The sequence below is a fragment of the Nocardiopsis synnemataformans genome, assembly GCF_965343085.1.
Taxonomy (GTDB): domain Bacteria; phylum Actinomycetota; class Actinomycetes; order Streptosporangiales; family Streptosporangiaceae; genus Nocardiopsis; species Nocardiopsis alborubida.
Window position 1 is genome coordinate 1 of sequence record NZ_CBDRFA010000045.1, and the last position, 26,203, is coordinate 26,203.

28 protein-coding genes are annotated in these 26,203 nt (G+C 70.4%); 5 read left to right on the forward strand and 23 right to left on the reverse strand.

Annotated features, from left to right (window positions below; translation table 11 throughout):
* Together ACSIH6_RS23885 and ACSIH6_RS23890 are read right to left on the reverse strand one after the other, a co-directional pair.
* Positions 1-162 (reverse strand): GTP-binding protein (locus ACSIH6_RS23885; RefSeq protein ID WP_435110601.1); only part of this gene is annotated, 162 nt, incomplete at its 3' end.
* Positions 163-375: 213 nt separating this feature from the next.
* Positions 376-1,116 (reverse strand): TetR/AcrR family transcriptional regulator, encoded by a 741-nt coding sequence (locus ACSIH6_RS23890; RefSeq protein ID WP_435110542.1) that lies wholly within the window; start codon positions 1,114-1,116, stop codon positions 376-378.
* Positions 1,117-1,263: 147 nt separating this feature from the next.
* On the opposite strand from ACSIH6_RS23890, the gene ACSIH6_RS23895 reads away from it, so the two are divergent.
* The gene (locus ACSIH6_RS23895; protein ID WP_435110543.1) at positions 1,264-2,418 is read left to right on the forward strand and encodes an acyl-CoA dehydrogenase family protein; all 1,155 of its coding nucleotides are present in this window, start codon (positions 1,264-1,266) and stop codon (positions 2,416-2,418) included.
* 105 nt (positions 2,419-2,523) lie between these two features.
* Here the strand turns inward: ACSIH6_RS23895 and ACSIH6_RS23900 are convergent, their stop codons facing one another.
* From ACSIH6_RS23900 to ACSIH6_RS23950, 11 genes are all read right to left on the reverse strand, one after another.
* Positions 2,524-3,747, reverse strand: a complete 1,224-nt coding sequence (locus ACSIH6_RS23900; RefSeq protein WP_435110544.1) for a tyrosine-type recombinase/integrase — start codon at positions 3,745-3,747, stop codon at positions 2,524-2,526.
* A 9-nt stretch (positions 3,748-3,756) separates the two neighbouring features.
* Positions 3,757-3,933, reverse strand: a complete 177-nt coding sequence (locus ACSIH6_RS23905) for a helix-turn-helix transcriptional regulator (protein ID WP_435110545.1) — start codon at positions 3,931-3,933, stop codon at positions 3,757-3,759.
* Positions 3,930-5,339, reverse strand: a complete 1,410-nt coding sequence (locus tag ACSIH6_RS23910; protein ID WP_435110546.1) for a replication initiator — start codon at positions 5,337-5,339, stop codon at positions 3,930-3,932. Before ACSIH6_RS23910 ends, ACSIH6_RS23905 begins: the two co-directional genes overlap by 4 nt.
* A gap of 199 nt (positions 5,340-5,538) precedes the next feature.
* On the reverse strand, positions 5,539-5,949 hold the full coding sequence (locus ACSIH6_RS23915) for a DUF3307 domain-containing protein (protein WP_435110547.1): 411 nt from the start codon (positions 5,947-5,949) through the stop codon (positions 5,539-5,541).
* A 711-nt stretch (positions 5,950-6,660) separates the two neighbouring features.
* Entirely contained in the window at positions 6,661-6,807 is a 147-nt protein-coding gene (locus tag ACSIH6_RS23920) for a molecular chaperone DnaJ (protein ID WP_435110548.1), read from the reverse strand.
* A gap of 21 nt (positions 6,808-6,828) precedes the next feature.
* Positions 6,829-6,966, reverse strand: coding sequence for a hypothetical protein (locus ACSIH6_RS23925; RefSeq protein ID WP_435110549.1), 138 nt, complete (start codon positions 6,964-6,966; stop codon positions 6,829-6,831).
* Entirely contained in the window at positions 6,963-7,094 is a 132-nt protein-coding gene (locus ACSIH6_RS23930) for a molecular chaperone DnaJ (protein ID WP_435110550.1), read from the reverse strand. Before ACSIH6_RS23930 ends, ACSIH6_RS23925 begins: the two co-directional genes overlap by 4 nt.
* 112 nt (positions 7,095-7,206) lie before the next feature.
* Positions 7,207-7,911 (reverse strand): DUF2637 domain-containing protein, encoded by a 705-nt coding sequence (locus ACSIH6_RS23935; RefSeq protein WP_435110551.1) that lies wholly within the window; start codon positions 7,909-7,911, stop codon positions 7,207-7,209.
* A 122-nt stretch (positions 7,912-8,033) separates the two neighbouring features.
* Positions 8,034-8,174, reverse strand: coding sequence for a hypothetical protein (locus ACSIH6_RS23940; protein ID WP_435110552.1), 141 nt, complete (start codon positions 8,172-8,174; stop codon positions 8,034-8,036).
* Positions 8,174-9,517 (reverse strand): FtsK/SpoIIIE domain-containing protein, encoded by a 1,344-nt coding sequence (locus ACSIH6_RS23945; RefSeq protein ID WP_435110553.1) that lies wholly within the window; start codon positions 9,515-9,517, stop codon positions 8,174-8,176. The genes ACSIH6_RS23940 and ACSIH6_RS23945 overlap by 1 nt, the downstream gene beginning before the upstream one ends.
* Positions 9,518-9,634: 117 nt before the next feature.
* A complete protein-coding gene (locus ACSIH6_RS23950; protein ID WP_435110554.1) occupies positions 9,635-9,967 on the reverse strand; it encodes an SCO3933 family regulatory protein in 333 nt (110 codons plus the stop codon).
* 188 nt (positions 9,968-10,155) lie between these two features.
* On the opposite strand from ACSIH6_RS23950, the gene ACSIH6_RS23955 reads away from it, so the two are divergent.
* Positions 10,156-10,923, forward strand: coding sequence for a GntR family transcriptional regulator (locus ACSIH6_RS23955; protein ID WP_435110555.1), 768 nt, complete (start codon positions 10,156-10,158; stop codon positions 10,921-10,923).
* 1,250 nt (positions 10,924-12,173) lie between these two features.
* Here the strand turns inward: ACSIH6_RS23955 and ACSIH6_RS23960 are convergent.
* From ACSIH6_RS23960 to ACSIH6_RS23975, 4 genes are all read right to left on the reverse strand, one after another.
* Positions 12,174-12,323 (reverse strand): type II toxin-antitoxin system HicA family toxin, encoded by a 150-nt coding sequence (locus ACSIH6_RS23960; protein ID WP_435110556.1) that lies wholly within the window; start codon positions 12,321-12,323, stop codon positions 12,174-12,176.
* Positions 12,324-12,392: 69 nt separating this feature from the next.
* The gene (locus ACSIH6_RS23965; protein ID WP_435110557.1) at positions 12,393-12,617 is read right to left on the reverse strand and encodes a type II toxin-antitoxin system HicB family antitoxin; all 225 of its coding nucleotides are present in this window, start codon (positions 12,615-12,617) and stop codon (positions 12,393-12,395) included.
* Positions 12,618-12,683: 66 nt separating this feature from the next.
* Positions 12,684-13,496 carry an NAD-dependent epimerase/dehydratase family protein gene (locus tag ACSIH6_RS23970; protein WP_435110558.1) on the reverse strand — a complete coding sequence of 271 codons (813 nt, stop codon included), beginning with the start codon at positions 13,494-13,496 and terminating at the stop codon, positions 12,684-12,686.
* A gap of 88 nt (positions 13,497-13,584) precedes the next feature.
* Positions 13,585-13,824 carry a hypothetical protein gene (locus ACSIH6_RS23975; RefSeq protein ID WP_017563809.1) on the reverse strand — a complete coding sequence of 80 codons (240 nt, stop codon included), beginning with the start codon at positions 13,822-13,824 and terminating at the stop codon, positions 13,585-13,587.
* Between the two features lie 189 nt (positions 13,825-14,013).
* Here ACSIH6_RS23975 and ACSIH6_RS23980 point away from each other — a divergent pair, with 189 nt between their 5' ends.
* From ACSIH6_RS23980 to ACSIH6_RS23990, 3 genes are all read left to right on the forward strand, one after another.
* Positions 14,014-15,165 carry a sensor histidine kinase gene (locus tag ACSIH6_RS23980; RefSeq protein WP_435110602.1) on the forward strand — a complete coding sequence of 384 codons (1,152 nt, stop codon included), beginning with the start codon at positions 14,014-14,016 and terminating at the stop codon, positions 15,163-15,165.
* Positions 15,144-15,842: a response regulator transcription factor gene (locus ACSIH6_RS23985; protein WP_435110559.1), complete on the forward strand. Its 699-nt coding sequence runs from the start codon at positions 15,144-15,146 to the stop codon at positions 15,840-15,842. The genes ACSIH6_RS23980 and ACSIH6_RS23985 overlap by 22 nt, the downstream gene beginning before the upstream one ends.
* A gap of 136 nt (positions 15,843-15,978) precedes the next feature.
* Positions 15,979-16,905, forward strand: coding sequence for a glutaminase (locus tag ACSIH6_RS23990; RefSeq protein WP_435110560.1), 927 nt, complete (start codon positions 15,979-15,981; stop codon positions 16,903-16,905).
* A gap of 4 nt (positions 16,906-16,909) precedes the next feature.
* Here ACSIH6_RS23990 and ACSIH6_RS23995 read toward each other — a convergent pair whose 3' ends face one another.
* From ACSIH6_RS23995 to ACSIH6_RS24020, 6 genes are all read right to left on the reverse strand, one after another.
* Entirely contained in the window at positions 16,910-18,610 is a 1,701-nt protein-coding gene (locus ACSIH6_RS23995; protein ID WP_435110561.1) for a serine/threonine-protein kinase, read from the reverse strand.
* A gap of 277 nt (positions 18,611-18,887) precedes the next feature.
* Positions 18,888-20,165, reverse strand: a complete 1,278-nt coding sequence (locus tag ACSIH6_RS24000) for a cytochrome P450 family protein (RefSeq protein ID WP_435110603.1) — start codon at positions 20,163-20,165, stop codon at positions 18,888-18,890.
* A 519-nt stretch (positions 20,166-20,684) separates the two neighbouring features.
* Positions 20,685-22,979: a heavy metal translocating P-type ATPase gene (locus ACSIH6_RS24005; protein WP_435110562.1), complete on the reverse strand. Its 2,295-nt coding sequence runs from the start codon at positions 22,977-22,979 to the stop codon at positions 20,685-20,687.
* 178 nt (positions 22,980-23,157) lie between these two features.
* Positions 23,158-23,373, reverse strand: a complete 216-nt coding sequence (locus ACSIH6_RS24010; protein ID WP_435110563.1) for a heavy-metal-associated domain-containing protein — start codon at positions 23,371-23,373, stop codon at positions 23,158-23,160.
* A gap of 400 nt (positions 23,374-23,773) precedes the next feature.
* Positions 23,774-24,373, reverse strand: coding sequence for a GNAT family N-acetyltransferase (locus ACSIH6_RS24015; protein WP_435110564.1), 600 nt, complete (start codon positions 24,371-24,373; stop codon positions 23,774-23,776).
* 261 nt (positions 24,374-24,634) lie between these two features.
* A complete protein-coding gene (locus tag ACSIH6_RS24020) occupies positions 24,635-26,128 on the reverse strand; it encodes an alanine/glycine:cation symporter family protein (RefSeq protein WP_435110565.1) in 1,494 nt (497 codons plus the stop codon).
* Positions 26,129-26,203 lie beyond the last annotated feature (75 nt).

Genomic DNA, 26,203 nt, shown 5'->3' on the forward strand with positions numbered 1-26,203 from the left:
GGCTCCGGCGGAGGAGATCGCGGCCGCGTGCAGGGCCAGGGCCTCGGTCAGGGTGGACTTGCCGGCGTCGGGGTGGGAGATCACCGCGAACGTGCGCCGCCGGGACGCCTCACGCACGACCTCAGACTCCTGCTTGGTGGCGCCCGCCGTGTCCACGCTCATTTCCGCTGTCCGATCCGCCTCGTGTGACTACCCGTTTCCCGGCCCACCAGCCTACGCTCGTCGGAGCGCGGCCCCGACCGCGCGGGGCCCGGCCGGGGCGCGGATCGGGGGGAGGGACGGGCGGCGGACCGGCCCGCGAACTCAGGACCCTCCGGACCTCCCGGGTTTCTCCGGCCTCCCTGGCCTTCCCGCACCTTCCGGAGCCCTCGGCCCCTACGTCCTCGCGGGCCCCTCCGCCCTCCCGGATTCCTCGGACTCCCGGACGGCCTCGGCGACACGGCGGAGCAGCTCCTCGCGGCCGGTGTCCCCCGGGTAGACCGCCACGAGCACCCGGTCGCGCCGCGACTCCGGCGAGGTGTGCAGCATCGGCTCGGCGGACCGGCGGACGAAGTCCACGGCCTCGTCGAAGCGCGCCCACACCTCTCGGACGTCCTGCTCCGGGTCGCGCAGCCATCCGCGCAGGACGTGGTTGTGCGCCGCGATGAGTGACGCGGCCACCACCCCGGCGGCCAGCGAGCGGTCCCCGCCTCCCCCGCGCCGCGCCAGGTAGCGGCTGAAGGCGGCCTGGTAGCGGGCGGTCATCGCCACCTCGCGGTCGCGCAGGCGGGCGTGGGCGCGGACCAGGCGGTAGCGGGGCACGGTGATCTCCGGATCGCCCAGGTACCCCTGGAGCACCAGACGGGTGGCGGAGAGGACCGACGTCAGCGGGTCGTCCGGGGAGGCCTCCAGGAAACTCGCGACCGTGGCGAACAACTCGTCGTGCTCGGCGAAGAGGATGTCCTCCTTCGAGCCGAAGCGGCGGAACAGGCTGCGTCGGCTCACGCCCGTGGCCGCCGCGATCTGGTCCATCGTCGTGGCCTCGAACCCGTCCTCGGTGAACAGCCGCACCGCGGCCAGCACCACAACGCGGGTGTCCGCACGCGTCTGGCCGCCTCGGCCTCCCGTGTTCTCCATGGGCTGTGCCCCCTTCGTCCGGCGTCTGGAAGGGCTCTCCGACCCCATCTGTGTACTTCATCCCTTCCACCCCTTATCCTGGCACCGAATGCCAAAGAATGGCACGCAGTGCCATCGGCCGGGACCGCCGCCCGGGGAGGAATGCAGATGAGCGACTTCGACCTGTTCAGAACCACCGAGGAGCACGAGGAGCTGCGCGAGGCCGTACGCTCCGTCGCCGAGGACAAGATCGCCCCGCACGCGGCGGAGGTCGACGAGAGGAGCGCCTTCCCGCAGGACGCCCTCGACGCCCTGGTCGCCACGGACTTCCACGCCCCGCACATCGCCGAGGAGTACGACGGCGTGGGCGCCGACGCCCTGGCCACCTGCATCGTCATCGAGGAGGTCGCCCGCGTGTGCGCCTCCTCCTCCCTCATCCCCGCCGTCAACAAGCTCGGCACCATGCCGCTGATCCTGGGCGCCTCCGAGGAGGTCAAGCGGCGCTACCTGCCCGAGGTCGCCAGCGGTGAGGCGATGTTCTCCTACGGCCTGTCCGAGCGCGAGGCCGGTTCCGACACCGCGAGCATGCGCACCCAGGCCGTCGCCGACGGCGACGGCTGGATCGTCAACGGCCAGAAGTCCTGGATCACCAACGCCGGGGTCAGCAAGTACTACACGGTGCTGGCGGTGACCGACCCCGAGGGCCCGCGCGGCCGCAACGTCTCCGCCTTCGTGCTGCACGCCGACGACGAGGGCTTCACCCTGGGCGAGCCCGAGCGCAAGCTCGGCATCAAGGGCTCCCCCACCCGCGAGCTGTTCTTCGACAACGTGCGCGTCCCCGGCGACCGCATCGTCGGCGCGCCGGGCGAGGGCCTCAAGATCGCGCTGCGCACCCTGGACCACACGCGCGTCACCATCGGCGCGCAGGCCGTCGGCATCGCGCAGGGCGCGCTGGACCAGGCGGTGGCCTACGTCAAGGAGCGCAAGCAGTTCGGCAGGCACATCGCCGAGTTCCAGGGCGTGCAGTTCATGCTCGCCGACATGGCGATGAAGCTGGAGACCGCGCGGCAGATGGTCTACGTGGCCGCCGCCAAGTCCGAGCGCGGCGACGACGACCTGCCGTTCTACGGCGCCGCCGCCAAGTGCTTCGCCTCCGACGCCGCCATGGAGATCACCACCGACGCCGTACAGCTGCTGGGCGGCGCGGGCTACGTGAAGGACTTCCCGCTGGAGCGCATGATGCGCGACGCCAAGATCACCCAGATCTACGAGGGCACCAACCAGATCCAGCGCATGGTCATGGCCCGCCAGCTCCTCAAGTAGGCCGTTGACCTTGGTTTTCGCCTTCACCGTCTGGTAGTGAAGTGGCAGCAGAAGACCCCCGGGAACCATGCTCCCGGGGGTCTGTTCCGTCTATGTTCCGTTCGGTCACTCGCGCCGGAACCGGTCATCGATCGCGCGGCGTATCCGATCCTCGGAGCTGTCGAGGAGATGACCGTAGGTCGAAAGGGTCACGCTCGGGTGGTGCCCCAGCGCCTCGGCCAAGGCCGGGATGGAGACTCCGGCATCAAGCTGGATCGAGGCGTAGTAGTGGCGTAGCTGGTGCATGCCCTGCTTGCGGTCGGTCTCGTAGCGAAGCCGTCCCCGTTTGTCGCGCTCGGGTTCGGGGATCACCCCGACCTGGACAAGGACCGGCTTCCAAAGAGTCTCGCTGTGCGACCGAGCGCGGATGTGTAGGTCATCGGTCCACCGGAAGAGCAGCTTGACCGTGTGCGGCTTACCGTCCGGTTTCTCCCACGGCAGCGTGTAGGGCTGGGGCGGGTTGGCTTCAATGAAGGCCCGCAGGTTCTCCGCCACCCACTGGGGCATGGGAATCGTGCGCTCCCGGTCGTTCTTGGGCAGGGCGAAGACTTCAACCGGTCCGAGCTTCTTGATCTGGCGACGCAGGTAGATGACCTCGTTGTCCAGGTCGAGGTCTTCCAGGGCCAGGGCGAAGACCTCCCCTTGTCGCATGCCGCAGCCCGCAGCGACGATCGGGAGCAGGCGGAAGGGTTCGGGGTGCACGTCGATGAGGTCTCGCACCAGGTCATCAGCCCAAACCTGCACCTTGACCGCGTGATCACGAGCCCGCTTGATGATGCTGGACTTAGCCGGATTGCGTTTGATCGACTCGTCAGCTTCGGCCAGATCGAGCACACCCCGGATCACGAGCAGAACCGTGTTGACCGTGCTGGCGGCCCGGATCTTTCGCAGCTTCCCAAGCAGGGTCTTGATGTCGGAGGGGCGCAGACTCTTGACCGCGCGGCGGCCGATCACGGGTTTGATGTGGAGCCGGTAGACCTCCGCGTAACGCAGAGAGCTGGAAGGGTCCACGGTGAGAGAGGCGTGCCACTTGGCGAACAGCTCATCGAAGGTGATCCGTCCGGCGTTGGGGTCCTGGTACTCCCCGCGCGCCTTATCGGTCTCCATCGCTTCGCCGTGTCGGTCAGCGTCACCCTTGCGTTTGAAGGCCTTGGACTTCTCGTTGCCGTCCGGGTCGATCCACACGGCCAGATAGCGCTTGCCCTTGCCGTAACGGGTGCTCTTCTCCCTGGTCACCGACCCATCCGAGTGCTTGACCCTGCGTATCCACAGGTCCTTGGTGAACGCCATCAGTGCACCTCAGTCCTGTTCCAGGACCCAGGCGCGGACTTCGGTCGGTTCGTAGCGGACATGGCGGCCGACGCGGTGAGACGGGGGTCCGGTGCGCAGGTAGCGCCACTGGTAGAGGGTCTTGGCGGGGATGCCGAGGTAAGCCGCGGTTTCGTCCAGGGTCCACAGCCGCTCAAGGGTCTTCACCGATCCACCTCCGCCCCTTCGGTGGAGCGGCCCATCCCGGCGACCATGGACGCCAGCGCCCACTCTCCTTGGGTGAGGCCCTGCCCGAGGTAGTGCCAGTTGCCCAGGGTCAGCGTCGAACCCTCTTCGCCCTGAACCATGAGCGGGGTGAAGGTCTCGGTGTCCCAGGGGCGCCCGGCGGCGTAGTCGGAGCGCACCTGACGCAGCGCACCGAGGGTGGTGGAGTAGCGCCGGGACTTGGTGGAGAAGTGGCCCCGGAACCCGAGCATGTGCGCCCACTGGCGCAACTTGAGGTCTTCGAGCTGGGGGTACAGGCGCGTGTTCCCCAGCCGCCAGCAGGTGTAGATGAGCTTGCCTGCGTGCGGGCGCACCTGGGTCATGTCCACGTGGTCGATGTCGTAGATACGCCGGTCCAGGGTGCCGGTGTCCTCAGCGGCCTTGGTGGCGTACTTGGCGATGTACCCGGCCACGGCCGTGTCCGTCAGCGCCCGGTCAGGGCCGAAGTCCTCGATCGGGCGCACGTCCACCTGCTCACCCCACGCCAGCGTCCAGGTGCGACCGTTGATCTCAGGAGAGGTGAGCGAGACCGTGCGGGCGGCCGAGTCCACAGCGGCGGTGAGCATGTCCATGCTGGCCCACACCGGAGGCGGCGGCCAGCCGGTGGGGTCCTTGGTGTAGCCGTCCAGCCGGATCACGGCGTGAAAGTGCACCGCGCCCCGAGACTGGAACTCGGCGACCTTGGCGTAGGAGATGCGCACCCGCTTGGAGAAAGCCGTGCGCGAGAGACCGGCGGCCGAGGCCAGGTGGTTGCGCAGGTACAGGGTGAAGCGCCGCCACAGCTCCCCGGTGTGGGCGTGCCAGAGCGCGTGACCGACATAGTCGTAGCGGGCAGGGTCGAGCGGCTGACCGATGAGGGGGTCATCGGTGCGGTGGTGGGTGAAGCAGGCCGCACCGGTGCGGCGAGGGTGGCACACCCGGGTACGGCTGTCCTTGCCGGGGCCACGGTGGACCGCGCCGAAGGAGGGAGCGGTCAGGGTGACGAACGCCCGGGGGTGCACACCGACCGAGGTGGGCACGCCCTTGTCCCCGCCGACGATCCCGGCCTTGACCAGATGGTAGGTGTCGGCCCGGTATTCCTCCGAGCAGGAGGGGCAGCGCGAGGCCCGGCGGTTCTTGCACCGCATGAGCAGTTCGTTGCCGGGTTCGGTGGCGGTGGAGTAGCGCGAGAGTAGTTCCCCGGTGGAGGCGTCCACACGGGTGGTCTCACCGGTCAGGCGCACGGGGCAGGCGCAGCCGCGCAGGGCACGGGTGCGGGTGATCCACCGGTCAAGGTGGTTCTCGTCCAGGGCGGTGATGCGAGCCAGTGCGGGGCCCAGGAGTCCGCCGATGTGTTCGGGTTCGGGCATGGCGAAGAGGCCTTTCGTGGATAGGTGAGGCTCCGGCGCGGCTGGTGTTGTGGAAGCAGGGCCGTCGCCGGGGCCGAGGAACGATCAGGGAGCAGCGACTACCAGGTGGTCTCGCAGTCGCGGCACTCGTAGCCGGTGACGGTTTTGCCGCCGTCGTAGCTGTACTCGGTGATGTCCTTGCCGTGGCAGCTCGGGCACCTCATCGGAAGTCCTGGGTGCCGCTGGTGGCGATGAGCGCGGAGGCGAACAGGGCGGCGTGGTGCATGGCCTGATCCACGTGCGGAGCGCCCCCGGCCTCGTAGAAGCCTTTGGAACCGGTGCGGGTCATCCACCAGCGCACCGGCCAGCGGCGGTCGATCACCGAGTGCGTCACCCAGGACACCGCCACCCCAGCGGCCAGCCGGGCCGGGGAGAGCCGCAGCCCCAAGGCGCGGGAGGTGAGGCCGACAGCGGCGAGCTGGGCCAGGTGATAGCTGGCCACGTGCGCCTGGTTGGCCTTCCAGGACTCCATCTTGTGCTGGGCCTGGTGGTCGTTTTGGAGCAGGTAGTCACCCACGTGATGTGCGGCCGTCATCGCGGCGAACACGGCGGGGAAGGCGTGGGATGTCATAGGCTGATCGAGCCCCTTTCGTTCCTTGCATTCGCGTGTTGGGTTCGTTGGGTAGGTGAACCGGGGTGCGGCGGGTGTGTGGAAGCAGCGCCGCACCCCGGGCATTTCTGGGTTTCGGGCTACTTCTGGTAGCCGGTGCCCTCGCAGTCGCGGCACGCGATGTCCTTCACAAAGGCGAACCGGCGGCCGGTGATCGGAGCCAGTCCCGTCCCGTCGCAGCTTTCGCACAGCTTCATCAGCACCTCTTGATCTCTTGGTGGACCCGGTTGGTCCCCACACCGCCCCGTAGGGCGGCATGGCCATCAACCGGATGGCCGGGCGGGTTCTAGGCCAACTTGGGGCAGCTGTAGCAGCGCTCCGGAACGGTGCCGAGCGGGCCGCTGTAGCTGACCGGGTGTCCGCAGTTGCGGCAGGTCTCGGTGCGCCTCATCGGGTCGGCCTCCCCACGGTCAGCTTGGTGTCGTCGTCGCCCTTGGTCGGTTTCTCCCAGCAGTTCACGGTGATCTCTCTTTCGTTCGGTCTCGCGTGTTGGGTTGGTTGGTCAGGCGAAGCGGGTGGCGGGTCGGCGGGTGTGTGGAAGCAGGCCGCCCACCAGGTCAGGTCGGGGTGTGGCCCAGGCCGGAGCAGTCAGCGCAGGTGTGGCCTTCGCTGGTGATGCCGTGGCCGTAGCAGGCCGAGCACAGGTGGCTGTCGGACGCAGTCATCGCGGGTTCAGCGGGTGTAGCGGATGGTCTTGCCGGAACCGTCGCACTTGCCGCAGGTCCCGTACCTGCGCCCGCCGAGGATTCCCAGCTTCTCGACCACGACTCGGCCGGTGCCGTTGCAGATGATGCAGGTCTCGTGCTTGATCTTTGACATGGTTGTTCTGCCTTCCTCAGTTCAGTTCTCGTTCGCGGGGGTCTTGCCGGTGCCCATGCAGGACAGGCACCAAGCCTGCTGTCCGGGCAGATCCTTGCGTCGCATGGGCACCTCTTCCACGACCTGTCCGGTCCCCGTGCACTGCGGGCAGTCCTTCACAGCCGCACCGTCCCGGTTCCCTTGCAGGTGGGGCAGGTGCTGTACTTACGCACCAGGAGCCCGATCTTCTGAACGAGCACGCGCTTGGTGCCGGAGCAGTTCAGGCACATCACGGTCTTGTTCTTCATGGCGTTGGCCTTTCAGGTCGTGCCGGTTCCGTGGCAGTTCGCGCAGTCCCCGGTGCGGCTGACGCCGGTTCCCGCGCAGGTGTGGCAGGGCATCCCTTCACTTCCTTCCTGGTCAGTGGGTGATCTGGTCACGCAGGGTCGCGGCCACCGTTTCGGAGACCCCCAGGCGGGAGCGCAGTGCGGTCACGGTGATCTCGCGGCCGTGGGTGACGCGGTAGTCCTGCGCCAGCTGGGCGGCGTAGGAGGCCAGCGGGTGACCCTGTTCCACGGCGGCCGGGGCCGGTTGCGGGGCCGGGGCCACCGGGGCCGGTGGGGGTTCGGGCGCGGGAGCCGGGGCGGGCTCGGTGTGCTGCCAGTGCACCTCGGTGACCCGAAACTCCTCACGCTCGGAGGACACCGCTTCAGCGGGCACGGACTCCGGTTCGTCCTGCTGCTGGGGACGGTGAGCGGCGCGACGCTCAAGCATCGACACAGCAACCAGGAACGCGGCGGCCGGAACGGCGGCCATGATCCAGCCCCACACCGTGGGTTGGGCAGTGGCCAGGTTCGCGGCCAAGGTCAGCACCACCGCGCCGACCAGGACCACGGTCGGCCAGGTCACCCCGTCCTTGACACCCCGGGCAGCGTCACGCTGGCGTTCCCGAGCGGCCATGACGCAGGTCAGGTCGATGGAGACCGCCACAGCCCAGGCCATCCACCCGTGCTGCCCGGAGGCTTGGGCCAGGTCGCGGATGTGGGTGAAGGAGCCCGCCGCTGCGATGGCGGCCAGGACCAGGATCGGAGCCCAGTCCGCCGACACCGCCAGTGCCTTGCGCACCTTCACCACCCCCTCTCGATCTCGCGGTAGTGGGCCTCACACACCCACTCGTTCGTGCTGGTGGTCTTGGTGTACGAGGGTTTGGTGCAGTAAGCGCACCAGTAGGAGAGCCCCATAGCCGGTCACAGCCACTTGCGGAACCCACGCAGGTCCCCGTCGAAGTTGGCGTCCATGTCGGCGTAGTGGGTGTTGCACACCCAGGAGGACTCACCCCCGGAGATGGCGCGCGTGGTCGCCGGTTTGGTGCAGAACTCGCAGGTCATCAGGTCAGCTCCTCTTCCAGTCGGTTCCAGTCGATGTCATCGGTCGAAGCGGTGGTGTTCTCGGCGGTGTGGGTCTGGCCCGCGACGAGCAGGTCCCAGACCGGGGCCATGTGGGCGAACTCGGCAGAGGCCTCTTCGGCCATCTGTTCCGTGGTCAGGTCCGACCGTCCCCGGTACCAGCGCCCGTCAGATCCCACGGTCACCGCGACCCCGGGCATCTCGGCGGGGATCTTCAACGCGGCCGACAGCGAGTCCGGAGCCAGGTCACCGAGCGCCATCTTGGCCGTCTCGCCGTCGTTGACCCGGTGGCAGATCCGGCCGGTGATCTGAGCGCGCAGCGCCGTCACACCCGGGCCCAGGTCGGAGCCGACCCGCTGTCCGGCCACGACCAGGTACAGGCCAAACGCGCGGCCGAGCTGGGCGTTGCGCAGCAGCAGAGTCGAGGTGCGCGCGATCTCGTCCTTCTCGGACTTGTCCGTCATCAGGTACAACTCGGCGACCTCATCGACCACGGTCACCACCGGCGTGGGCCTCACCTGTTCGGGGAGCTGCCAGATGTTGCGCACCCCCGCCTCACGGCACAACGTCATACGGTCGGTGAGCATGGTCATCAGGTCATCGAGCAGCCCCACGCACTCGGTGCGGGTCGTGGCCAGCTTGGACATGCGCCGGGCGTAGGGGGTCAGCTCCACCCCGCCCTTGAGGTCCAGCCCGGCCAGCGCCACCGGCTGCGGCGCGAGCTGGTACACCAGAGCGTTGATGTCGGTGGACTTGCCCGACTGGGTGGCGCCCATGATCAGCCAGTGCGGCACCGCGCGGAAGTCGATGATCCACGGGTCACCGGTCTCCAGGGTGCCCATACGGACCTTGAGCAACTCCCAGTCCGCCGCGAGCGGTCCCGCGTTGGTCACGGTGCCCAACGGGTCACGTCGGGAGGCGGCCAGCTCCACCCATCCGGGGCCGGAGGTGCGCAGCCGCACCGAGTCCACCCGCCAGGCGTGCGCGAGCCGGGTGAGCGCCTGGGCGTAGTCGTCGGGGGTCTGCCCGTCGTGCAGCCGGGCGCGGACCCGGAACCCGAACGGGGTCGGGCGGAACCGGGACAGGCGCGGCTTCTTCTCCACGCTCACCCTCTGGATACCGCCCTTGACCTTGGTCTTGCGGCGGGTGTGCGAGAGCCCGCACCCCTGCGCCACGTGCTCCCAGGTCAGGTGAACCCGCAACGCGGAGCCGACCAGGCCGGGGCCATAGGACCAGGTGTGGGGTGACCAGTGGTGCCAGGCGGCGGCCGAGAGCGGCACCGCAGCGGCGACCGGAGGCACCGCCCACAGAATCTCAGGGAACATCAGTCTTCTCCTTTCAGGGGGTTTCGCCCTTGCCGTGGCAGGTCGGGCACAGAGCGAGGTGGTAACCGGGCATGTGCCGGACCTCCCCGGTGCCCGCGCACACCGAGCAGGCGGGCATTACTCGGCGGCCTTGCGCAGGTCCAGGGGCGCGATCGAGGAGGCCGAGAACGCCACACCGTGGCGACCGTTGGTCTCCCACGGGATCGCGGTCAGGCTCTGCACGGTCAGCGGGGTGCCCAGACGGGCGGTGATGGCGTGGGTGGCCGGGAAGCTGACCAGCAGCGTCTCGGCGTCGTTGTCCTCCACCTGCGCGAGGACCTTGAGTTGCCACATCGGGGAGCCGTCGGCGTTGTACTTGATCTCGCCGGTCTGGCGGTCCTTGACCTTGGGGCGCGGGGAACCGGCCGCGATGAAGACCATCTGGGACGTGTCCACGGGAATGTTTCGCATAGCGCCATCCTTATAACTAGTGGCTAGTTCCTAGTTGCTAGGAACAAGCTTGACAGTACATCCCTAGTTGCTAGGAGGCAAGCCGACATGGCAAAAGCTAACTTGAAGGTAAGAAGCACCTGTCTCAAAAACGGACACTTTGCCCGCCCTGTAGGGTGGTCCTCCGAGCTAGGGGGAAGGAGCTAGGTATGAGCTTGGAAACGCCGCGTCACCGATACCAGCAGGTCGCAGACCACATCCGTGCAGCCATCGGGAGCGGGGAGTACCGACCCGGGTCGAAGCTGCCGAGCCAACCGAAGCTTGCCGAAGAGTTCGGCATTACCCAGCGCACTGTAGGCAGCGCAATCGCGGTGCTTCGCCGAGAAGGGCTGGTTCGCGTCGTGGACAACGTCGGGGCATACGTCCGTGAGGTCCCACCCATCCCCCGGTTCGCCAACAAGCGCTACACCACATCCAGCCGAGAGGCCGATGGTGCCCGTGGTGCCTTCGACAGCGAGCTCCGTGAACGTGGCCACGAGACCACGACATCCTTGGTCCAGCACGGCCGTGTCGAAGCTCCCAAGCACGCGGCTCGGGCGCTCGGACTTGAGGAAGGCGCACCGGTCGCCATCCGCAAGCGACACATGCGCGCAGACGAAACACCCGTGCAGGTAGCGACTTCTTACATCCCGTGGGACCTCGCGGAGGGCACAGCGATCCTCGAAGAGGACACTGGCCCGGGTGGTACCTACTCACGGCTGGCCGAGAAGGGGCATGGTCCTGCCCGCTTCACCGAAGCCATCAGGATTCGTACCGTCACTCCGGACGAAGCGGACTTCCTCAAGTCCGACCCCGAGCAGCAGGTGTTCGAGATCCTTCACACGGCGTGGGACGAGAACGACCGGGCGGTAGAGATCTGTGTTCACGTCATGCCCACTTACCAGTGGGAACTCCACTACGAGTGGCCTGCCAACTAGACAGCACAACAAGAGCCCGGCCACCGCAAGGTGAGCCGGGTTTCTTCATGCCCGGAGCCGGGTGATGAGAAGTTTCCTTACGTCTTCAAGCCCGCACCTGCGGTGCGGGGCAGCCTACGGCTGGGCTAGGTGGTCGGGTGCGGGACGCGGCCAGGCGTGCGGATGGTCGAGCGCGTTGCTGGCGACTGCGGCCCTGTGGTTGATCGGGCAGTGCCTCCGGCGGGGACTCCGGGCTCCAGGAAGCGGGGGGAGGCTGCGCACGGCGCAGGTCTGCTGTGGTGGTGCGCCCCTCTTCCCTCTCACCCTTCGTCCGGTCAGAGACCTACCACACCGCTCAAGGGCCATACGGTCGTTCGGACAGTGGGGCGCTCCACCGTATGGCCCTTGAGCGGCGCGGTCGCGCGGTGCGCGGACGAAGGGTGACGGGAAGAGGGGCAGGTGGGGCTGTGGTGGGGAGGGGGAGGTGGGGGGTGAGCCTGGTTCCTTTGCTGATACGACCCGAGCGGGTCGAAGCGCGAAGCGGATGAGGCAGGCCGGGCCGAGTGTGCGGAGAGCGAAGCGCTCAACGAGGTGGGGATGCCGGCGGCGGGGGTGGTGTTCGAGGAGAAGGAGGCGCGGGGCAGGAGCGGTCGTTCTCCTCAGAGGATGAGTGCGAGCGTGTTGATGTACCGAGCAACCAAGAGTGCGCAAGCGCGGTTGCTGGACACCCTGACGGGTGTCCGGCGGTAGGCGCGCCGCGTCCGCGCTCGCCTGCGTCCCGCGCGGCGCGTCCTCGCGCGCCCCGCCGTGCCCAAGGAGATCGGGCACGGCGTTCGTCACGGGGTGAGCGAACCAAGGGCAGCAAGCAGTCCAGGGGACACAGGCCAACAGGCGTCAAGCTCCAGACAACCAGGCCAGAACAGTCACCAGGGAGCCTGGCAACGCGCGGCAGGAGGCCCCAGGGAAGCGCAGAAGGCAGAGAAGAGGGGGAAGGGCGGGGAGAGAGTCGGGTGAAGGCGTGTTGTTCCGTCACCGTTCCGTTGGAGGCCGGAAAGACCCGAGAATCAACGAGAAGCCGCAAGAAGTCTTAGCGCAGGTCAGAAGCTCGCAACGGACGTTTTCCCTGGTGACTCTCCCCCACCGCGAACACCACCCAGATCTACGAGGGCACCAACCAGATCCAGCGCATGGTCATGGCCCGCCAGCTGCTCAAGTAGGCGCGTCTCCGGTACGGGTGCCCGTTCCGTCGGTACGGGCGCCCGTACCGGTTCTCAGAGAAGCGAGCGCAGCTCCTCCAGTCCCAACCCTGCCTGGGTCAGGATCGAGTTGAGTGTTCCCCGTTTGAGTTCCTTGTGCATCGGCACGATGACGACCCTCGAGTCCTTACGCAGCTTGGCGTGGTCCCCACGTGTCGAGTACATGGTCGAATCCGGCCCTCTTCAACGCTCGCTGGACCTCGTGTCCGGACAGAACCGGGAAGTGCGGTCCCATCAGGCGGGGACTCGGACGTCGACCGGAGTGAGCATGGTCAGTTCCGGCAGGTCAGGCGTCTGCTCGTCCTCGAAGTACAACTCCAACGCCTCCCGGAGGTTGGCGACGGCCTCTTCCACGGTCTCTCCCTGGGAGGCGACCTCAACCTCGACGGCACGGGCAACGTACCCACCGAGTTCGGGATCCGGTACCACCGTCGCGTTCAGATGCAGAGTGCGCTCCATAGGCTCAGCGTAACCGGGTCCGGCCCAGACGAAGGAAGTGTTTCCCGGGTTTGTCCGAGGGAGGGGTCAGAGCGTGGCCTCGCGGACGAAGCGGCCCAGCGGGATGGGGTCGCGGCTGAGCGCCGCGCGCACGTCCCCGGTGACCTCGGCCGCCCTGCCCCGGACCGCGGCGGCGAAGCGCTCGTTGAGGGTGTCGATGAAGCGGTCGTTCCACCCCCGGTCCGCGGCCCGGAAGTAGAAGCCCGCCTCGTCGACGGCCTTGAACCGCCACACCGGGCTCTCCGTGCCGCGGGTCTGCTTGACGACCTCGCGGAAGGTGAGCGGTTGCGGGCCCGTGAGCGTGTACTCCCTACCGCTGTGGTCGCCCAGCAGGGCCGCGACGGCGGCGTCGGCGACGTCGCGGGCGTCCACGAAGCTGACCTCGGTCCTCTTCTTGACCGGCAGTTCGAGGCGCCCGTTGCGCGAACGCGCCAGACCGGCGAACATCCCCTCGGTGAAGTCCTGGAAGAGCCAGTTGGACCGCAGCACGGTCCACCGGCCGAACAGGTCCTTGGCCCGCAGCTCGGCGGCGCGCTGGTCGGAGTCCGACGGCGCGTACTCGCTGCCCATGGCGGTCAGGACCACGGCGTTGACGGCACCGGCCGCGGCGGCCCTCTCCAGGAACCCGGCGACCCGGTTGCCCAGGGCGCTCCCGACCGGTGTCACCACGAAGACGTTCTTCACGCCGTCGAGGATCTCGTCCCAGTTGGAGGTGTCGGTCCAGTCCAGGCGCGTCTTCGAGGTGCGGGACGCGCCCGTCGCGGGCAGGCCGCGGCTCCTCAGCTGGGTGAGGACGCGGCGGCCCACCATTCCGGTGGCTCCGGTGACCAGAGTGCTCATCGGTTACAAGGTACCGACGCGCGGACCGGACACGAACCGTCCTCGCCGCGACGGGCCGAGCGCGGGCACCGGCGGGCCAGTCCCGTCCTCAGGCCCGGCTCCGCGGCCGCCGCGCCTCCATCCCCAGGGCCAGGGCGGCGCCGACGGCGGCCACGCCCAGGTTGGCGAGCACCTCGTAGCCCTCGAAGGCCGCCACGTGGGGCACGACGAAGCGGTTGAACGAGTTGAGGACCACACCCAGGAACGGCTGGTACCAGAGGTGGTCGACGGCGCCGCTGACGCCGACGAGGAGAAGCAGGACGCCGACGCCCTGGATGACCTTGCGCATACCTCCGACGTTAGACACCGGGCCGCGCGCGGCGCATCGGCCGACCGACCAGCCCTGCCCGGCCGTCCGCCGACCCCCTCGGCCGGTCGGCCGAGGGGGTCGGCGGCGGCCCCGGCGCCCCCCACCGCCCTGCCCGGCTCCCGACCTCCGGGTCCGGCGCCGAACGTAGACTTCAGCGCGATGAACGCTATGGCCGGGCGGTGCGGCGCGCGCGACTGGATCGTGGACTCCTCCATCTTCCTGATCGCCCTCCTCTCCGTGCTGATGAACGCCGCCGAGTTCCCCGACCTGCCCGCCCGGGGACCGGTCCTGCCCGTGTGGCTCAAGGCCACCGACGCGGCCCTCACCCTGCTGGCCTGCCTGGCGCTGTGGTGGCGGCGGCGCTGGCCGGTCCAGCTCGCCGTCGTGCTCGTCCTGTACTCCGCCGTCTCCGGCCTGGCCTCGGGCGTGCTGCTCATCGCCCTGTTCTCGCTGGCCGTGCGCCGTCCGCCCCGCACCAGCCTGGCGGTGTACGGGCTGAGCGTGGGCGCCTCGCTCGTACACGCCACGCTGTGGCCCGACCCGCACGCCCCGCTCCTGGTGATCTTCCTGTTGGGGGCCGCCCTCCAGGGCGCCGTGACCGGCTGGGGGCTCACCGTCCAGCACCGGCGCGAGCTGGTGGAGTCGCTGCGCGACCGGGCCGTGCACGCCGAGACGGAGGCGCAGCTGCGCGCCGAGCACGCCCAGCACCAGGTCCGCGAGGCCATGGCCCGCGAGATCCACGACGTGCTCGGGCACCGGTTGTCACTGCTGAGCGTGCACGCGGGCGCCCTGGAGTACCGGCCGGACGCCCCCGCCGAGGAGGTGGCCCGGTCGGCGAAGGTGATCCGCGAGAGCGCCCACCAGGCCCTCCAGGACCTGCGCGAGGTGATCGGCGTGCTGCGCGCGCCCGTCGGGGAGCTGCCGCAGCCGACCATGGCCGACCTGCGGCAGCTGGTGGAGGAGGCCGACGAGGCCGGGACCCGGGTGGAGTTCGTGCAGGAGTGCGCGGGGACGGTCCCCGAGCGCACCGGGCGCACCGCCTACCGGATCGTCCAGGAGGGGCTGACGAACGTACGCAAGCACGCCCCGGGCGCCACCACGCACGTGCTGGTCCGGGGAGCGCCGGGTGACGGCCTGCTGGTGGAGGTGGGCAACGGCCCCTCCCCCGGCGCCCCTCTCGCGGCGGCGGGCGGGGACGGCGACGGCCAGGGCCTGGTCGGGCTCGCCGAGCGGGTGTCCCTGGCCTCGGGGCGGCTGGAGCACGGAACGGACGGCCGGGGTGGCTGGCGGCTGGCGGCATGGCTACCGTGGCCGACATGAGCGAGACGGAGCGGGAGATCGGGGTCGTGCTCGTCGATGACGACGCGCTGGTCCGGGTCGGCCTGGTGATGATGATGGGCGGCGCGCCCGACATCCGGGTGCTGGCCGAGGCCGAGGACGGGAGCGCGGTGGTCGACCTGGTGGCGCGCCACTCCCCCGACGTGGTCCTGATGGACATCCGGATGCCGACGGTGGACGGGCTGACCGCCACCGAACGGCTGCGGGCCCTGGAGGACCCGCCGGAGGTGCTGGTGCTGACCACCTTCGACGCCGACGAGCACGTCCTGCGCGCGCTGCGGGCGGGCGCGGCCGGGTTCCTGCTCAAGGACACCCCTCCCGCGGAGATCGTGGAGTCGGTGCGCCAGGTGTCCCGGGGCATGTCGGTCCTGTCCCCGACGGTGACGCGGCGGCTGGTCGATCGGGTGGGCGCCAACGACCGCGGCGAGAGGGCCCTGCGTGCGCGCGAGCGGCTCTCGGCGCTCAACGGCCGGGAGGTGGAGGTGGCCGTGGCGGTCGGCGAGGGCCGGTCCAACGCCGACATCGCCTCGGCCCTGTTCCTGAGCGTGCCGACGGTCAAAACGCACGTGTCGAGTATCCTCACCAAGCTCGGGCTCAACAACCGTGTGCAGGTGGCGCTGCTCGTGCACGACGCCCAGCTCCTGGACGGAAGGGGCTGACCCGCCTCCCGTCCCCCCTCCGCGGCCGCCCCGAATCGTCTCCCGCCCCCTCCGAGGCCGTACCGAGCCATGCCGGAGCCCGTCCTGGGTAGCCGGGGGGTGAGGCACACCGACACGGGAGGGGGCAGCGGCCGAGGTGAGCGACTGCGACGACTACGGGGAAGTGCTCGACGCCGTCATGGAGAGGGTGCGGTCGCACATCGGCGAGGGCCGGGTCGCCGACTACATCCCCGAACTGGCCTGCGTGGACCCGGACGAGTTCGGGTTCTCCGTGGCCACGGTGGACGGCGACCTGTACAGCGTCGGCGACCACTCCAGCACGCGCTTCTCCATGCAGAGCATCACCAAGGTGTTCACCCTTGCCCTGGTGATGAGCAGGTCCGGGGACAGCGTGTGGAAGCGGGTCCACCGGGAACCCTCGGGCACCTCCTTCAACTCCCTGTACCAGCTGGAGTTCGAGAGCGGCGTGCCCCGCAACCCGATGATCAACCCGGGCGCGCTCATCGTCACCGACCAGCTGCTGACCGACACCGGGGACGCCGTCGGCGCCCTGGGGGAGCTGCTGTGCGCGGAGACGGGCGACACCGACCTGCACGCGGACAACCTGGTGGCGCGCTCGGAGGACGAGCACGGGGACCGCAACCGGGCGCTGGCCTACCTCATGTCGAGCTTCGGCAACATGCACAACCCGGTACCGGAGGTGCTGGACCACTACTTCCGGCAGTGCGCGATCACCGTCAGCTGCGAGGAGCTGGCCCGGGCGGGACTGCTGCTGGCGCGCCACGGCAGGCGGGCGGACGGCTCCCAGCTGCTCAGCCGCTCCGAAGCGCGCCGCGTCATGGCGGTGATGCTCACCTGCGGCACCTACGACGCCGCGGGCGAGTTCGCCTACCGCGTCGGCCTGCCCTGCAAGAGCGGGGTGGGCGGCGGCATCCTCGCGATCGTGCCGGGGCGCTGCTCCGTGGCGGCGTGGGGCCCGGGCCTGGACGCCAAGGGCAACTCGGTGACGGCGGCGCTGGCCCTGGAGGCTTTCACCGACATCACCAACTGCTCGGTGTTCTGACCGCTCAGTCGTCCTGGTCGGCCGGTTCGAAGCTGCGGGACATGTGGTCCAGCAGCGCCCGGTTCTCCTCGGGGTGGTCGTTGCTGGAGACCAGGAACAGGGCGTAGCCGATGTCCTCGGTGTGGAAGCCCCGGTTGATGGCGTGCATGTCGCCGTTGCCGAAGGTGAACTCCCAGTCGGCGGCGCTGACGTAGTCCTCCGTCCAGTCGGCCTCGACGTCCTCGATGCCGATCAGTTCGTAGCCGCTGAAGTTGCCGCTGCCGACGGGCTCGAACTCGCGCCAGTCGTCCCCGGCGTCGGGGTTGGGGTCGTCGGTCTGGTCCACCAGCAGGTAGCCGCCGTCGGGGTTGCGGAAGTAGACCATGTGGCCCTCCCGCTCGACGTTCCAGCCCTCGGGGACGTCCACGGAGAAGCCGCTGGAGTCCTCGTGGCGGGTGAGGGGCCCCCAGGCCTCCTCCACACCACCCTCGTCCCGCTCGGCCTCCGACTCCTCGTCCGAGGTCTCCGGGGACTCCTGCGGCGTCTCCTCGGCGGCGGACGCGCTCTCCTCGGCGGGGGGCTCCGACGCCTCCGCGCCGGGATCGGCGGCGGCTTCCTGCCCCGATCCGTCGACCAGCCCGGTGTCGGGCCCGCCCGAGCGGTTCATGCTCACCAGGAGGCTGGTGGTGGCGCCCACGACGAGCAGCACGAACACGGCGGCGGTGACCAGCAGCGTCCGCCGGACGGAACCGGGGCGTTTCTCACGGCGGACGGCGGGGCGGGCGGCCGGGCCGGGGCCCAGCGGTTCGGCGCGGACGGCCGACTCGGCGATCTGCTCCGGCTCCGGCGTGGGCACGCTGGTGACCAGCGTGGGGGTGACCGTCTCGGGGGTGTCGTGCGCGTCCCGGATCTCGCGCAGCAGGGCGCGCACCTCGCCGACCGACGGCCGGTCCTCCGGGCGCTTCTCGCACAGGGCCTCCAGGACCGGGCGCAGCGGACCGGCGTTGACCGGCTCCGGCAGGTCCTGGGTGACGATGGCGGTCAGCGTCGCCATCGGGGTCGGCCGGTCGAAGGGCAGGGTGCCCTCGACTGCCTGGTAGAGGGTGACGCCCAGGGCCCACATGTCCGAGGCCGGGGTGGCCGAGTGCCCGTGCGCGACCTCCGGGGCCAGGTAACTCGGGGAGCCGATCAGCAGGCCGGTGCTGGTCAGGTGGGTGGAGCCGTCCAGGTGGGCGATGCCGAAGTCGGTCAGGACCGCGCGGTCGTTCCCGGCGATGAGCACGTTGCCCGGCTTGATGTCGCGGTGCACGATGCCGCGGGCGTGCGCCTCGGCCAGCCCCGCCGCCATCTGCTCGCCGATCGCGGCTGCCCTCCGGACCGGCAGCGCGCCCTCGTCGCGGACGAGGTCACCGAGGGAGGGGCCGCGGACCAGTTCCATGACGATCCACGGGCGGCCGTCCTCGTCGGCCACGTCGAACACCGTGATGATGGCGGGGTGGCTGAGCTGCGCCGCGCTGCGCGCCTCGCGCAGCATGCGGGTGCGCAGCACCTCGACCTCGTGCGGGGGAAGGTTCGGCGGCGTGGTCAGCTCCTTGACGGCGACCGGCCGGTCCAGGAGGGTGTCGGTGCCCTGCCAGACCCGCCCCATGCCGCCGGAGCCGATGACCTCGTCCAGGCGGTACCGGTTGGCCAGGAGACGACCGGGGTCGGCTTCGGAACTGTTCATGAAGGCGCTGTTCCTCTGTGGGGAGGGGCGGTGTGGGGAGTTCGGGGCTCGGCGGAGGAGAGACCTCACAGCCCTAGCGAGTCTAGGATCCCCCGGCCACTGTTGGCGCTCCCCGCCGCGGTGTCATGTGTCTTCCCCGGGTGCGGAACGTCCGGACGCACGCCCCTGAAATGGGCGGATACCAACGACGGCTCCAGGCTCCGCCGGACCGGCGGGACGGGGATCACCGGGCGTGTCCGCCCGGCCCGCGCCGCACGGGCGCACGGACGAGGCCGCCTCACGACCTGCGCAGCAGCCGCACCAGGAAGTTCGACAGGGACGACAGGCCGCCAAAGGCCTGCTGGCCGGACCCGGGGGCGCCCGCGGGCGGGTCGGCCGGGAGCGGCGCCGCCTCCTCGGGCCCGTGGGGAAGGGGGGCCTGCGGGGCGAACTCGACGGGGAGCCGGACGGGGGACCAGGACAGGGCCGACAGCCGCCAGCGCAGCTGCTCGGGCGGGACGGCCAGGCGCAGACCGGGCAGGCGGTGGAGCAGGACGCGCACCGCGACGCTGGCGACGGTGGTCGCCTCGTCAATGGCGGGGCACCGGTGCGGCCCCGCGCCCCAGGCCACGTGCGCCCGGTTGGCGGTCTCCTCCATCCGCTCGGCGTTCTCCCGGGCGAAGAAGTGGTTCGCCGCGGCGAAGGCCATCAGCACGGGGGACCCGGCCTCGATCACCCGGCCGCCGTCGAGGGGCACGTCCAGGCGCGGGTAGAGGACGGGGAAGTTGGTGATCGGCGGGTCCCGCCACAGCACGCGGTCGAGGACCTCGGCCAGGGAGGCGTCGGAGGGCGGGGCTGTGCCGGGCCCGGAGGTGCCGGTCAGGACGGCGCGCAGGACAGCGTCGATCAGGTTCGCGGTCGGCTCGTTGGCGGCGGCGGTGACCAGCAGGAGCTGCATGATCACCTCCTCGTCGCTGAGGGCGGCGCGGTGCTGGATCAGCCGGGTGGTGAGGTCGTCACCGGGTTCGCGGTGCCTGGCCGTCACCACCTCCGACAGCACCCGCTCGGCCTCGGCGTTGGACCTCTCCGCGTCCACGCCGAGCCACAGGTTGCGCATGGCGGTGACGAAGCGCGTCCCCTGGCCCTCGTCGAAGCCGAAGAGGTCGTTCATGACCAGCAGCGAAAGCATGCGCGCGTACTCGTCGAGGAGTTCGGCCCGCCCCCGCGCGCAGAACTCGTCGATGAGCCGGTCGGCGTAGCGGCTGGTGATCCGGCGCAGGTGCTCGGTGTCGACGCTGCCGAGGCCGTCGGTGATGGCCCTGCGGTAGCGCTGGTGCTCCACGCCGTCGACGTACAGGGCGCTCGTGCGCGGGGCCAGCATCGGCAGCAGCGCGGAGTCCGGGCTGACACGTCCCTCGGTGAAGTCGCGCCACAGCCTGGAGTCGTGGCTGAACGCGGTGGTGTCCCGGGACCAGGAGATGAGGGTGGCGTAGTCGGTGACCAGCCACCCGTGCACACCGGGTTCGAGCTCGACCGGGACCACGGGCCCGTGGTCGGCGCGCATCCTGGCGTACACGGCGTAGGGGTCGGGGTGCGGCTCGCTGTGGTGCAGCGCGGCTCGGGGACATCCAGGGGACACGGGTACCTCGGCTGGGGGCGATCGGGTACGGGCTGGGGTCCGTCCTTCACGTGGGAGGTCGAAGGAGGCGGGGGGAGGGGCTCGGCGGCCGGGGCGGGGGCCGCGTGTGCGGGGGCGTACGGGGACGGCGGAGCCGCACCGTTCGCCCGGGCACGCCCGGACCGTGCGGCCTCGCGCAACCCTAGCGGCCCGCCCCGGGCGGGCGCGAGACCCACCTCACGTCCTTCGCCAAGGCAGGAGCCCCTCGGGTCGGGTTTCGGTCCACTTCCGGTGCTTCTTTTCGTGTCCGAAAAAACACACATGGTCACCGTCAGGCCGTGTCGGGGCTGGGCGCGGTGGGACCGGGGGCGGCGGAACCTGGCGCGGCGGAACGGAGGGCGTCCCTCCCCACGGCCGGGGGGGAGGGACGCGGAAGGCCCGCGCCCCTCCCCCCCTTGTCGTTTCCCCGTGCGCCGGTCAGGAGGCCCGGTCGGTGGCCCCGTCCCGCGCCAGCGGGCGGAACCGGCGCAGCCGCTGGCTGTTGCTGACGACGAAGACGCTGGAGAAGGCCATGGCGGCTCCGGCGATCATGGGGTTGAGCAGTCCCGCCGCCGCCAGCGGGATCGCGGCGGCGTTGTAGGCGAAGGCCCAGAACAGGTTGCCCTTGATGGTGCTGAGGGTCCTGCGGGAGAGGCGGATGGCGTCGGCGGCGGCGCGCAGGTCGCCGCGCACGAGCGTCAGGTCGCTGGCCTCGATGGCCACGTCCGTCCCCGTGCCCATCGCCAGCCCCAGGTCCGCCTGGGCCAGGGCGGCGGCGTCGTTGACCCCGTCGCCGACCATCGCCACCGTGCGTCCCTCGCCCTGCAACCGCTGCACGACCTCGACCTTGTCGCGGGGCAGGACCTCGGCGACCACCTCGTCGATGCCGACCTGGTCGGCCACCGAACGGGCCACCGCCCGGTTGTCCCCGGTGAGCAGGATCGGGGTGAGCCCCAGTTCACGGAACCTGCGGACGGCCTCGGCGCTGGTCGGCTTGACGGTGTCGGCCACCACCAGCACACCCCGGACGCGACCCTCCCAGCCCACGGCCACGGCGGTGCGGCCCTCGGCCTCGGCCTCCCCGAGGGCGGTGGCCAGCAGCTCGGGAAGGACGGCGCCGTCCTCCTCCAGCAGCGCGACCCGGCCGACGGCCACGGCACGGCCCTCGACGGTCCCCCGCACGCCCAGGCCCTCGGCGTTGGCGAAGTCCTCGGGGGTCGGGAGGGCGCCCACACGGTCGGCGGCCCCGGCGGCGACCGCCCGCGCGATGGGGTGCTCGGAGGCGTCCTCCAGTGCACCGGCCAGGCGCAGGACCTCCTCCTCGTCCTCGCCCTCGGCGGTGAACACGCCGGTCAGGGTCATCCGGCCGGTGGTGACGGTGCCGGTCTTGTCCAGCACGACCGTGTCCACGCGGCGGGTGTCCTCCAGCACCTCCGGGCCCTTGATGAGGATGCCCAGCTGGGCGCCGCGCCCGGTGCCCACCATCAGGGCCATGGGCGTGGCCAGGCCCAGGGCGCACGGGCAGGCGATGATGAGCACCGCGACCGCGGCGGTGAAGGCGGCCGGGGCGGACGCCCCCAGCACGAGCCAGAGGACGAGCGTGGCGAGCGCGACGAGGATGGCGATCGGGACGAAGACCCCGGAGACGCGGTCGGCCAGGCGCTGGACCTCGGCCTTGCCGTTCTGGGCCTCCTCCACCAGGCGCGCCATCTGGGCGAGCTGGGTGTCCGAGCCGACCCGGGTGGCGCGCACGACGAGGCGCCCGCCCGCGTTGACGGTCGCGCCGACCACGGAGTCGCCGGGCCCGACCTCCACCGGCACCGACTCGCCGGTGAGCATGCTCATGTCCACGGCGGAGGTGCCCTCCTCCACCACGCCGTCGGTGGCCACCTTCTCCCCCGGCCGGACGAGGAGGCGGTCGCCGACGACGAGCCGGTCCACGGGCACCGACTCCTGCCGCGAGTCCGCGCCGCGCAGGACGGTGGCCTCCCTGACCCCGAGTTCGAGCAGGGCGCGCAGGGCGGCGCCCGCGCGCCTCTTGGAGCGGGCCTCGAAGTACTTGCCGAGGAGGATGAAGGTGGTGACCCCGGCGGCCACCTCCAGGTAGATGTTGGCCGAGCCGTCGCCGCGGGCGACGGTGAACTCGAAGGGGTGCGTCATCCCCGGCATGCCCGCGGTCCCGAGGAACAGCGCGTACAGCGACCACAGGAACGCGGCCGACACCCCGAGGGAGACCAGCGTGTCCATGGTGGCGCTGCCCAGCCTGAGGTTCTTCCAGGCGGCGACGTGGAAGGGCAGCGCGCCCCAGACGACGACGGGCGCCGCCAGGGTCAGGGAGGCCCACTGCCAGTAGGTGAACTGCAGGGCGGGGACCATCGCCATCGCGATGACCGGCACCGACAGCACCGCGCTGACGATCACCCGGTCGCGCAGGGCGCGGGCGGGGTCGGCGGGTTCCGCGGCGCCCTCGGCCGTCTCGGGTTCGGCCCGGGGCACGGTGGCGGTGTAACCCGCCCTCTCGACCTGGGCGACGAGGTCCTCCACCGGGGTGGGCGAGCCGTCGAAGGAGACGCGGGCCCTCTCGGTGGCGAAGTTGACGGTGGCGGTGACCCCGTCGAGCTTGTTGAGCCGTTTCTCGACCCGGTTGGCGCAGGCGGCACAGGTCATGCCGCCGATGTCCAGTTCGACCGGTGCGGTGTCGGCCCGGCCCGCCGCGGCTGCGCTGCTGCTCATAGCCCTTCCTCGGTCCTCCGTGACGTCCCCGTGTTCCCGTGGACGGTTCTGTGCTCCGGGGCCGGGCGGCCCCGGGGCCCGGCGCGGGCGGGGGTCCCGCCTCCGCGCCGGAACTCCCCCGCGGGCCGGGACCAGCTGTGCGCCGTCTCCGCCCGGACCGCGGGGTCCGCTGCGCGCGTCAGCCGCGCACCTCGTAGCCGGCCTCGTCGATGGCGGCGCGGACCGACGCGTCGTCGACCGGGCCGTCGCTGGTGACGGTCACCTTCTTGTTGTCGAGGTCGACCTTGACGTCGGTGACCCCCGCGACCCCGCCGACCTCCTCGGTGACGGAGTTGACGCAGTGTCCGCAGCTCATGCCGTCAACGGTGTAAACAGCGGTGGTGGTGGCAGCCATTTCGCCTCCTGGGGCATGTGTGCTGTGCCGGTCCTCCTGGGACCGGGCTCCGATGCGTTCAACATACCCCTCAGGGGTATGGTGCTGTCAAATGTCCGCCGAACGCGCCGCCCCCGGGAACGACGAAGGCCCCCGCACGCGACGTGCGAGGACCTCGGGCGGCGCCCCCGGGGAACGGGGAGGCGTCCGCGAACCCCGACGGGTGTTCCGGATACCCTCCCCCCGTTCTCCGGGGGCGGCCCGTGTTCGGACCGGAGAGCGGGGGCGGCGGGTGCACCGGGTTCCGCGGGGCGGGACTGTCAGAAGCCGGAAGGGGGCTGCGATGGGGGGCGGGGGTTCAGGGGGTGGGGGCTCAGGGGGTGGGAGGCGGATCAGGGAAAGGAAAAAGAGGGGGCGGAAGCTACTCGGCTTTGAGTTCCAGGCGGGCGACCACGCGCTCGCTCGCGTGGTGGTTGCTCAGCGCGAACCCGGCCCGCCGGAACATCTCCACCGTCCCCGTGTAGACCTCGGCGCTGGGCGCCCTGCCCCCGGCGGTGTCCACCGGGTAGGCCTCCAGAACGCGCGCCCCGTTGGTCCTGGCGTACTCGATCGCCCCGTCCAGCAGGCGGCTGCCCAGGCCGCGTCTGCGCCGGCGGGGCGGGAGCCAGAAGCAGACCAGCGACCACACGCCGGGCTCACGGGGATCGGCCGGACGCAGGGACCGCGACCGCGACAGCCGGATGAAGTCCTCGCGGGGGGCCACGGACACCCACCCGCAGGGGCCGTCCTCGTCGTAGGCGAGCAGGCCGGGCACCCGCCCGTCCAGGGTCAGGCGCCGCAGCTCCTCCTTGTTGTCCACACCGCGCTGGGAACGGTCACAGGAGGTGCTGGCCGTGTGGTCCTTGGCCCGCCTCCGGAAGAAGGTGCACCAGCAGTGCCCGTAGGCTCCGGTCGGTCCGAACAGGTTCTCCAGGTCTTCCCACCGCTCGGCGGTGGCGGGCTCGATTGAGACGATGGACATCGGACTCCCTCGACGAGACACACGGGCCGCCACAACTGTGATCCAGCACACTAGCGATTATTCGCCGTGACCGAAAGAACACAGATGCACTGAAAAGCCTTACCTGGTGGGTTCTGTCACTGAATGCCCCGTTGAAGACGCCGGTGGGGCGGGAGATGCTACAACCCCCCGCCCCGCCGACGGACGGATCAGAACCCCGGCCGGAGCCCGGGACGGCCGGGGGCCGGGCGGAGCACGGGTCCCGGCTCCGTCCCGCGGCCCTCAGGCCCGGTCGGACTCGGCAGCCGTCTCCCTCTCCCTGGGCTCCCAGCACTCCACGCCGCGCAGGTCGGGCAGCCGGTCCCGCGTGAACACGGGGTCGATGCCCTGGCGCCGCTGGTCGTTGTAGTCCTTGAGCACCCGTGCCGCGATCGCGGCCAGCGGTGCGATGGCCACGAGGTTGATCAGCGCCATCATGCCCATGGTCGTGTCCGCCAGCGTCCAGACCAGGTCGATCGAGCCCAGCGAGCCGAGGAAGCTGGCCACGAGGAAGACGATCTTGTAGCCGAGCATGACGCGCCGGTCGGCGGTCAGGTACTCCAGGTTCGACTCGCCGTAGTAGTAGTTGCCCAGCACCGACGTGAACGCGACCAGCAGGATGATCAGCGTCATCAGGTGCAGCGCCCAGGGGCCCAGCGCCTCGGTGACCGCGATCTGGGTGAGGTCGCCCTCCAGCTCCCGCACGGAACCGCTCTCGTAGCCGATGAGGATGATGAAGGCCGTGACGGAGCAGACCACGAGGGTGTCGAAGTAGACGCCGAGGGTCTGCACCAGACCCTGCTTGGCGGGGTGGGTGACCGCGGCGCTGGCCGCGGCGTTGGGGGCCGATCCCAGGCCCGCCTCGTTGGAGAACATGCCCCGGCGCACGCCCTGGATGATCACCGTGCCCAGACCGGCGGCGGCGAACTCGCGGACGCCGAAGGCGTGCTCGAAGATGAGCGCGAACATTCCGGGGACCTGCTCGATGTTCATCCCCACGATGATGACGCCCATGATCAGGTAGATCAGCGCGAAGGCCGGGATCAGGGCCTGGGCGGTCTGCGCGATCCTGCGGACGCCGCCGAAGATCACCAGCGCGGTGACCACGACGAGCAGGAGGCCGACCACGGCCGACAGGCCAAGGCCCGAGCCCACGTTCAGGTTCTCGGCGGAGTTGGTGACGGCCCCGGCGATGGTGTTGCTCTGCACGGCGTTGAAGACCATGGGGAAGGTCAGGATGAGGACGATCGCGAAGAGCACGCCCATCCAGCGCTGCCCCAGGCCCTTCTCCATGTAGTGGGCCGGGCCGCCCCGGTAGCCGGTGGAGTCCCGGACCTTGTAGAGCTGGGCCAGGGTGGACTCGACGAAGCTGGCCGCGGCGACCAGGATCGCCATCGCCCACATCCAGAAGACGGCGCCCGGACCGCCCAGGGAGATGGCGACGGCCACGCCGACGATGTTGCCCGTGCCGATGCGGGCCGCGGCCGAGATCATGAACGCCTGGAGCGAGGAGACGGCCCTGCCCCCGTCGGGAGCGGTCTCGGGCTTGCTCCTGAGCACCCGGAACATCTCCGGGAGCATCCGGAACTGGACGGCTCCCGTCCGGATGGTGAGGTAGACGCTCACCACCACCAGCAGCGGGATCAGGATCCAGGACCAGAAGAAGTCGTTGTTGAACGTGGCTATCGCGTCGGTCAGGCGCGCATCCAGGGTGGGGGCTTGGTCGGCAGGCAACACGGGGCGGGGCTCCTTTGCTCCGTAAGAGGACAACCGCCCCCACATACCCGTGAAGTGCACGGAATCACCATCCGG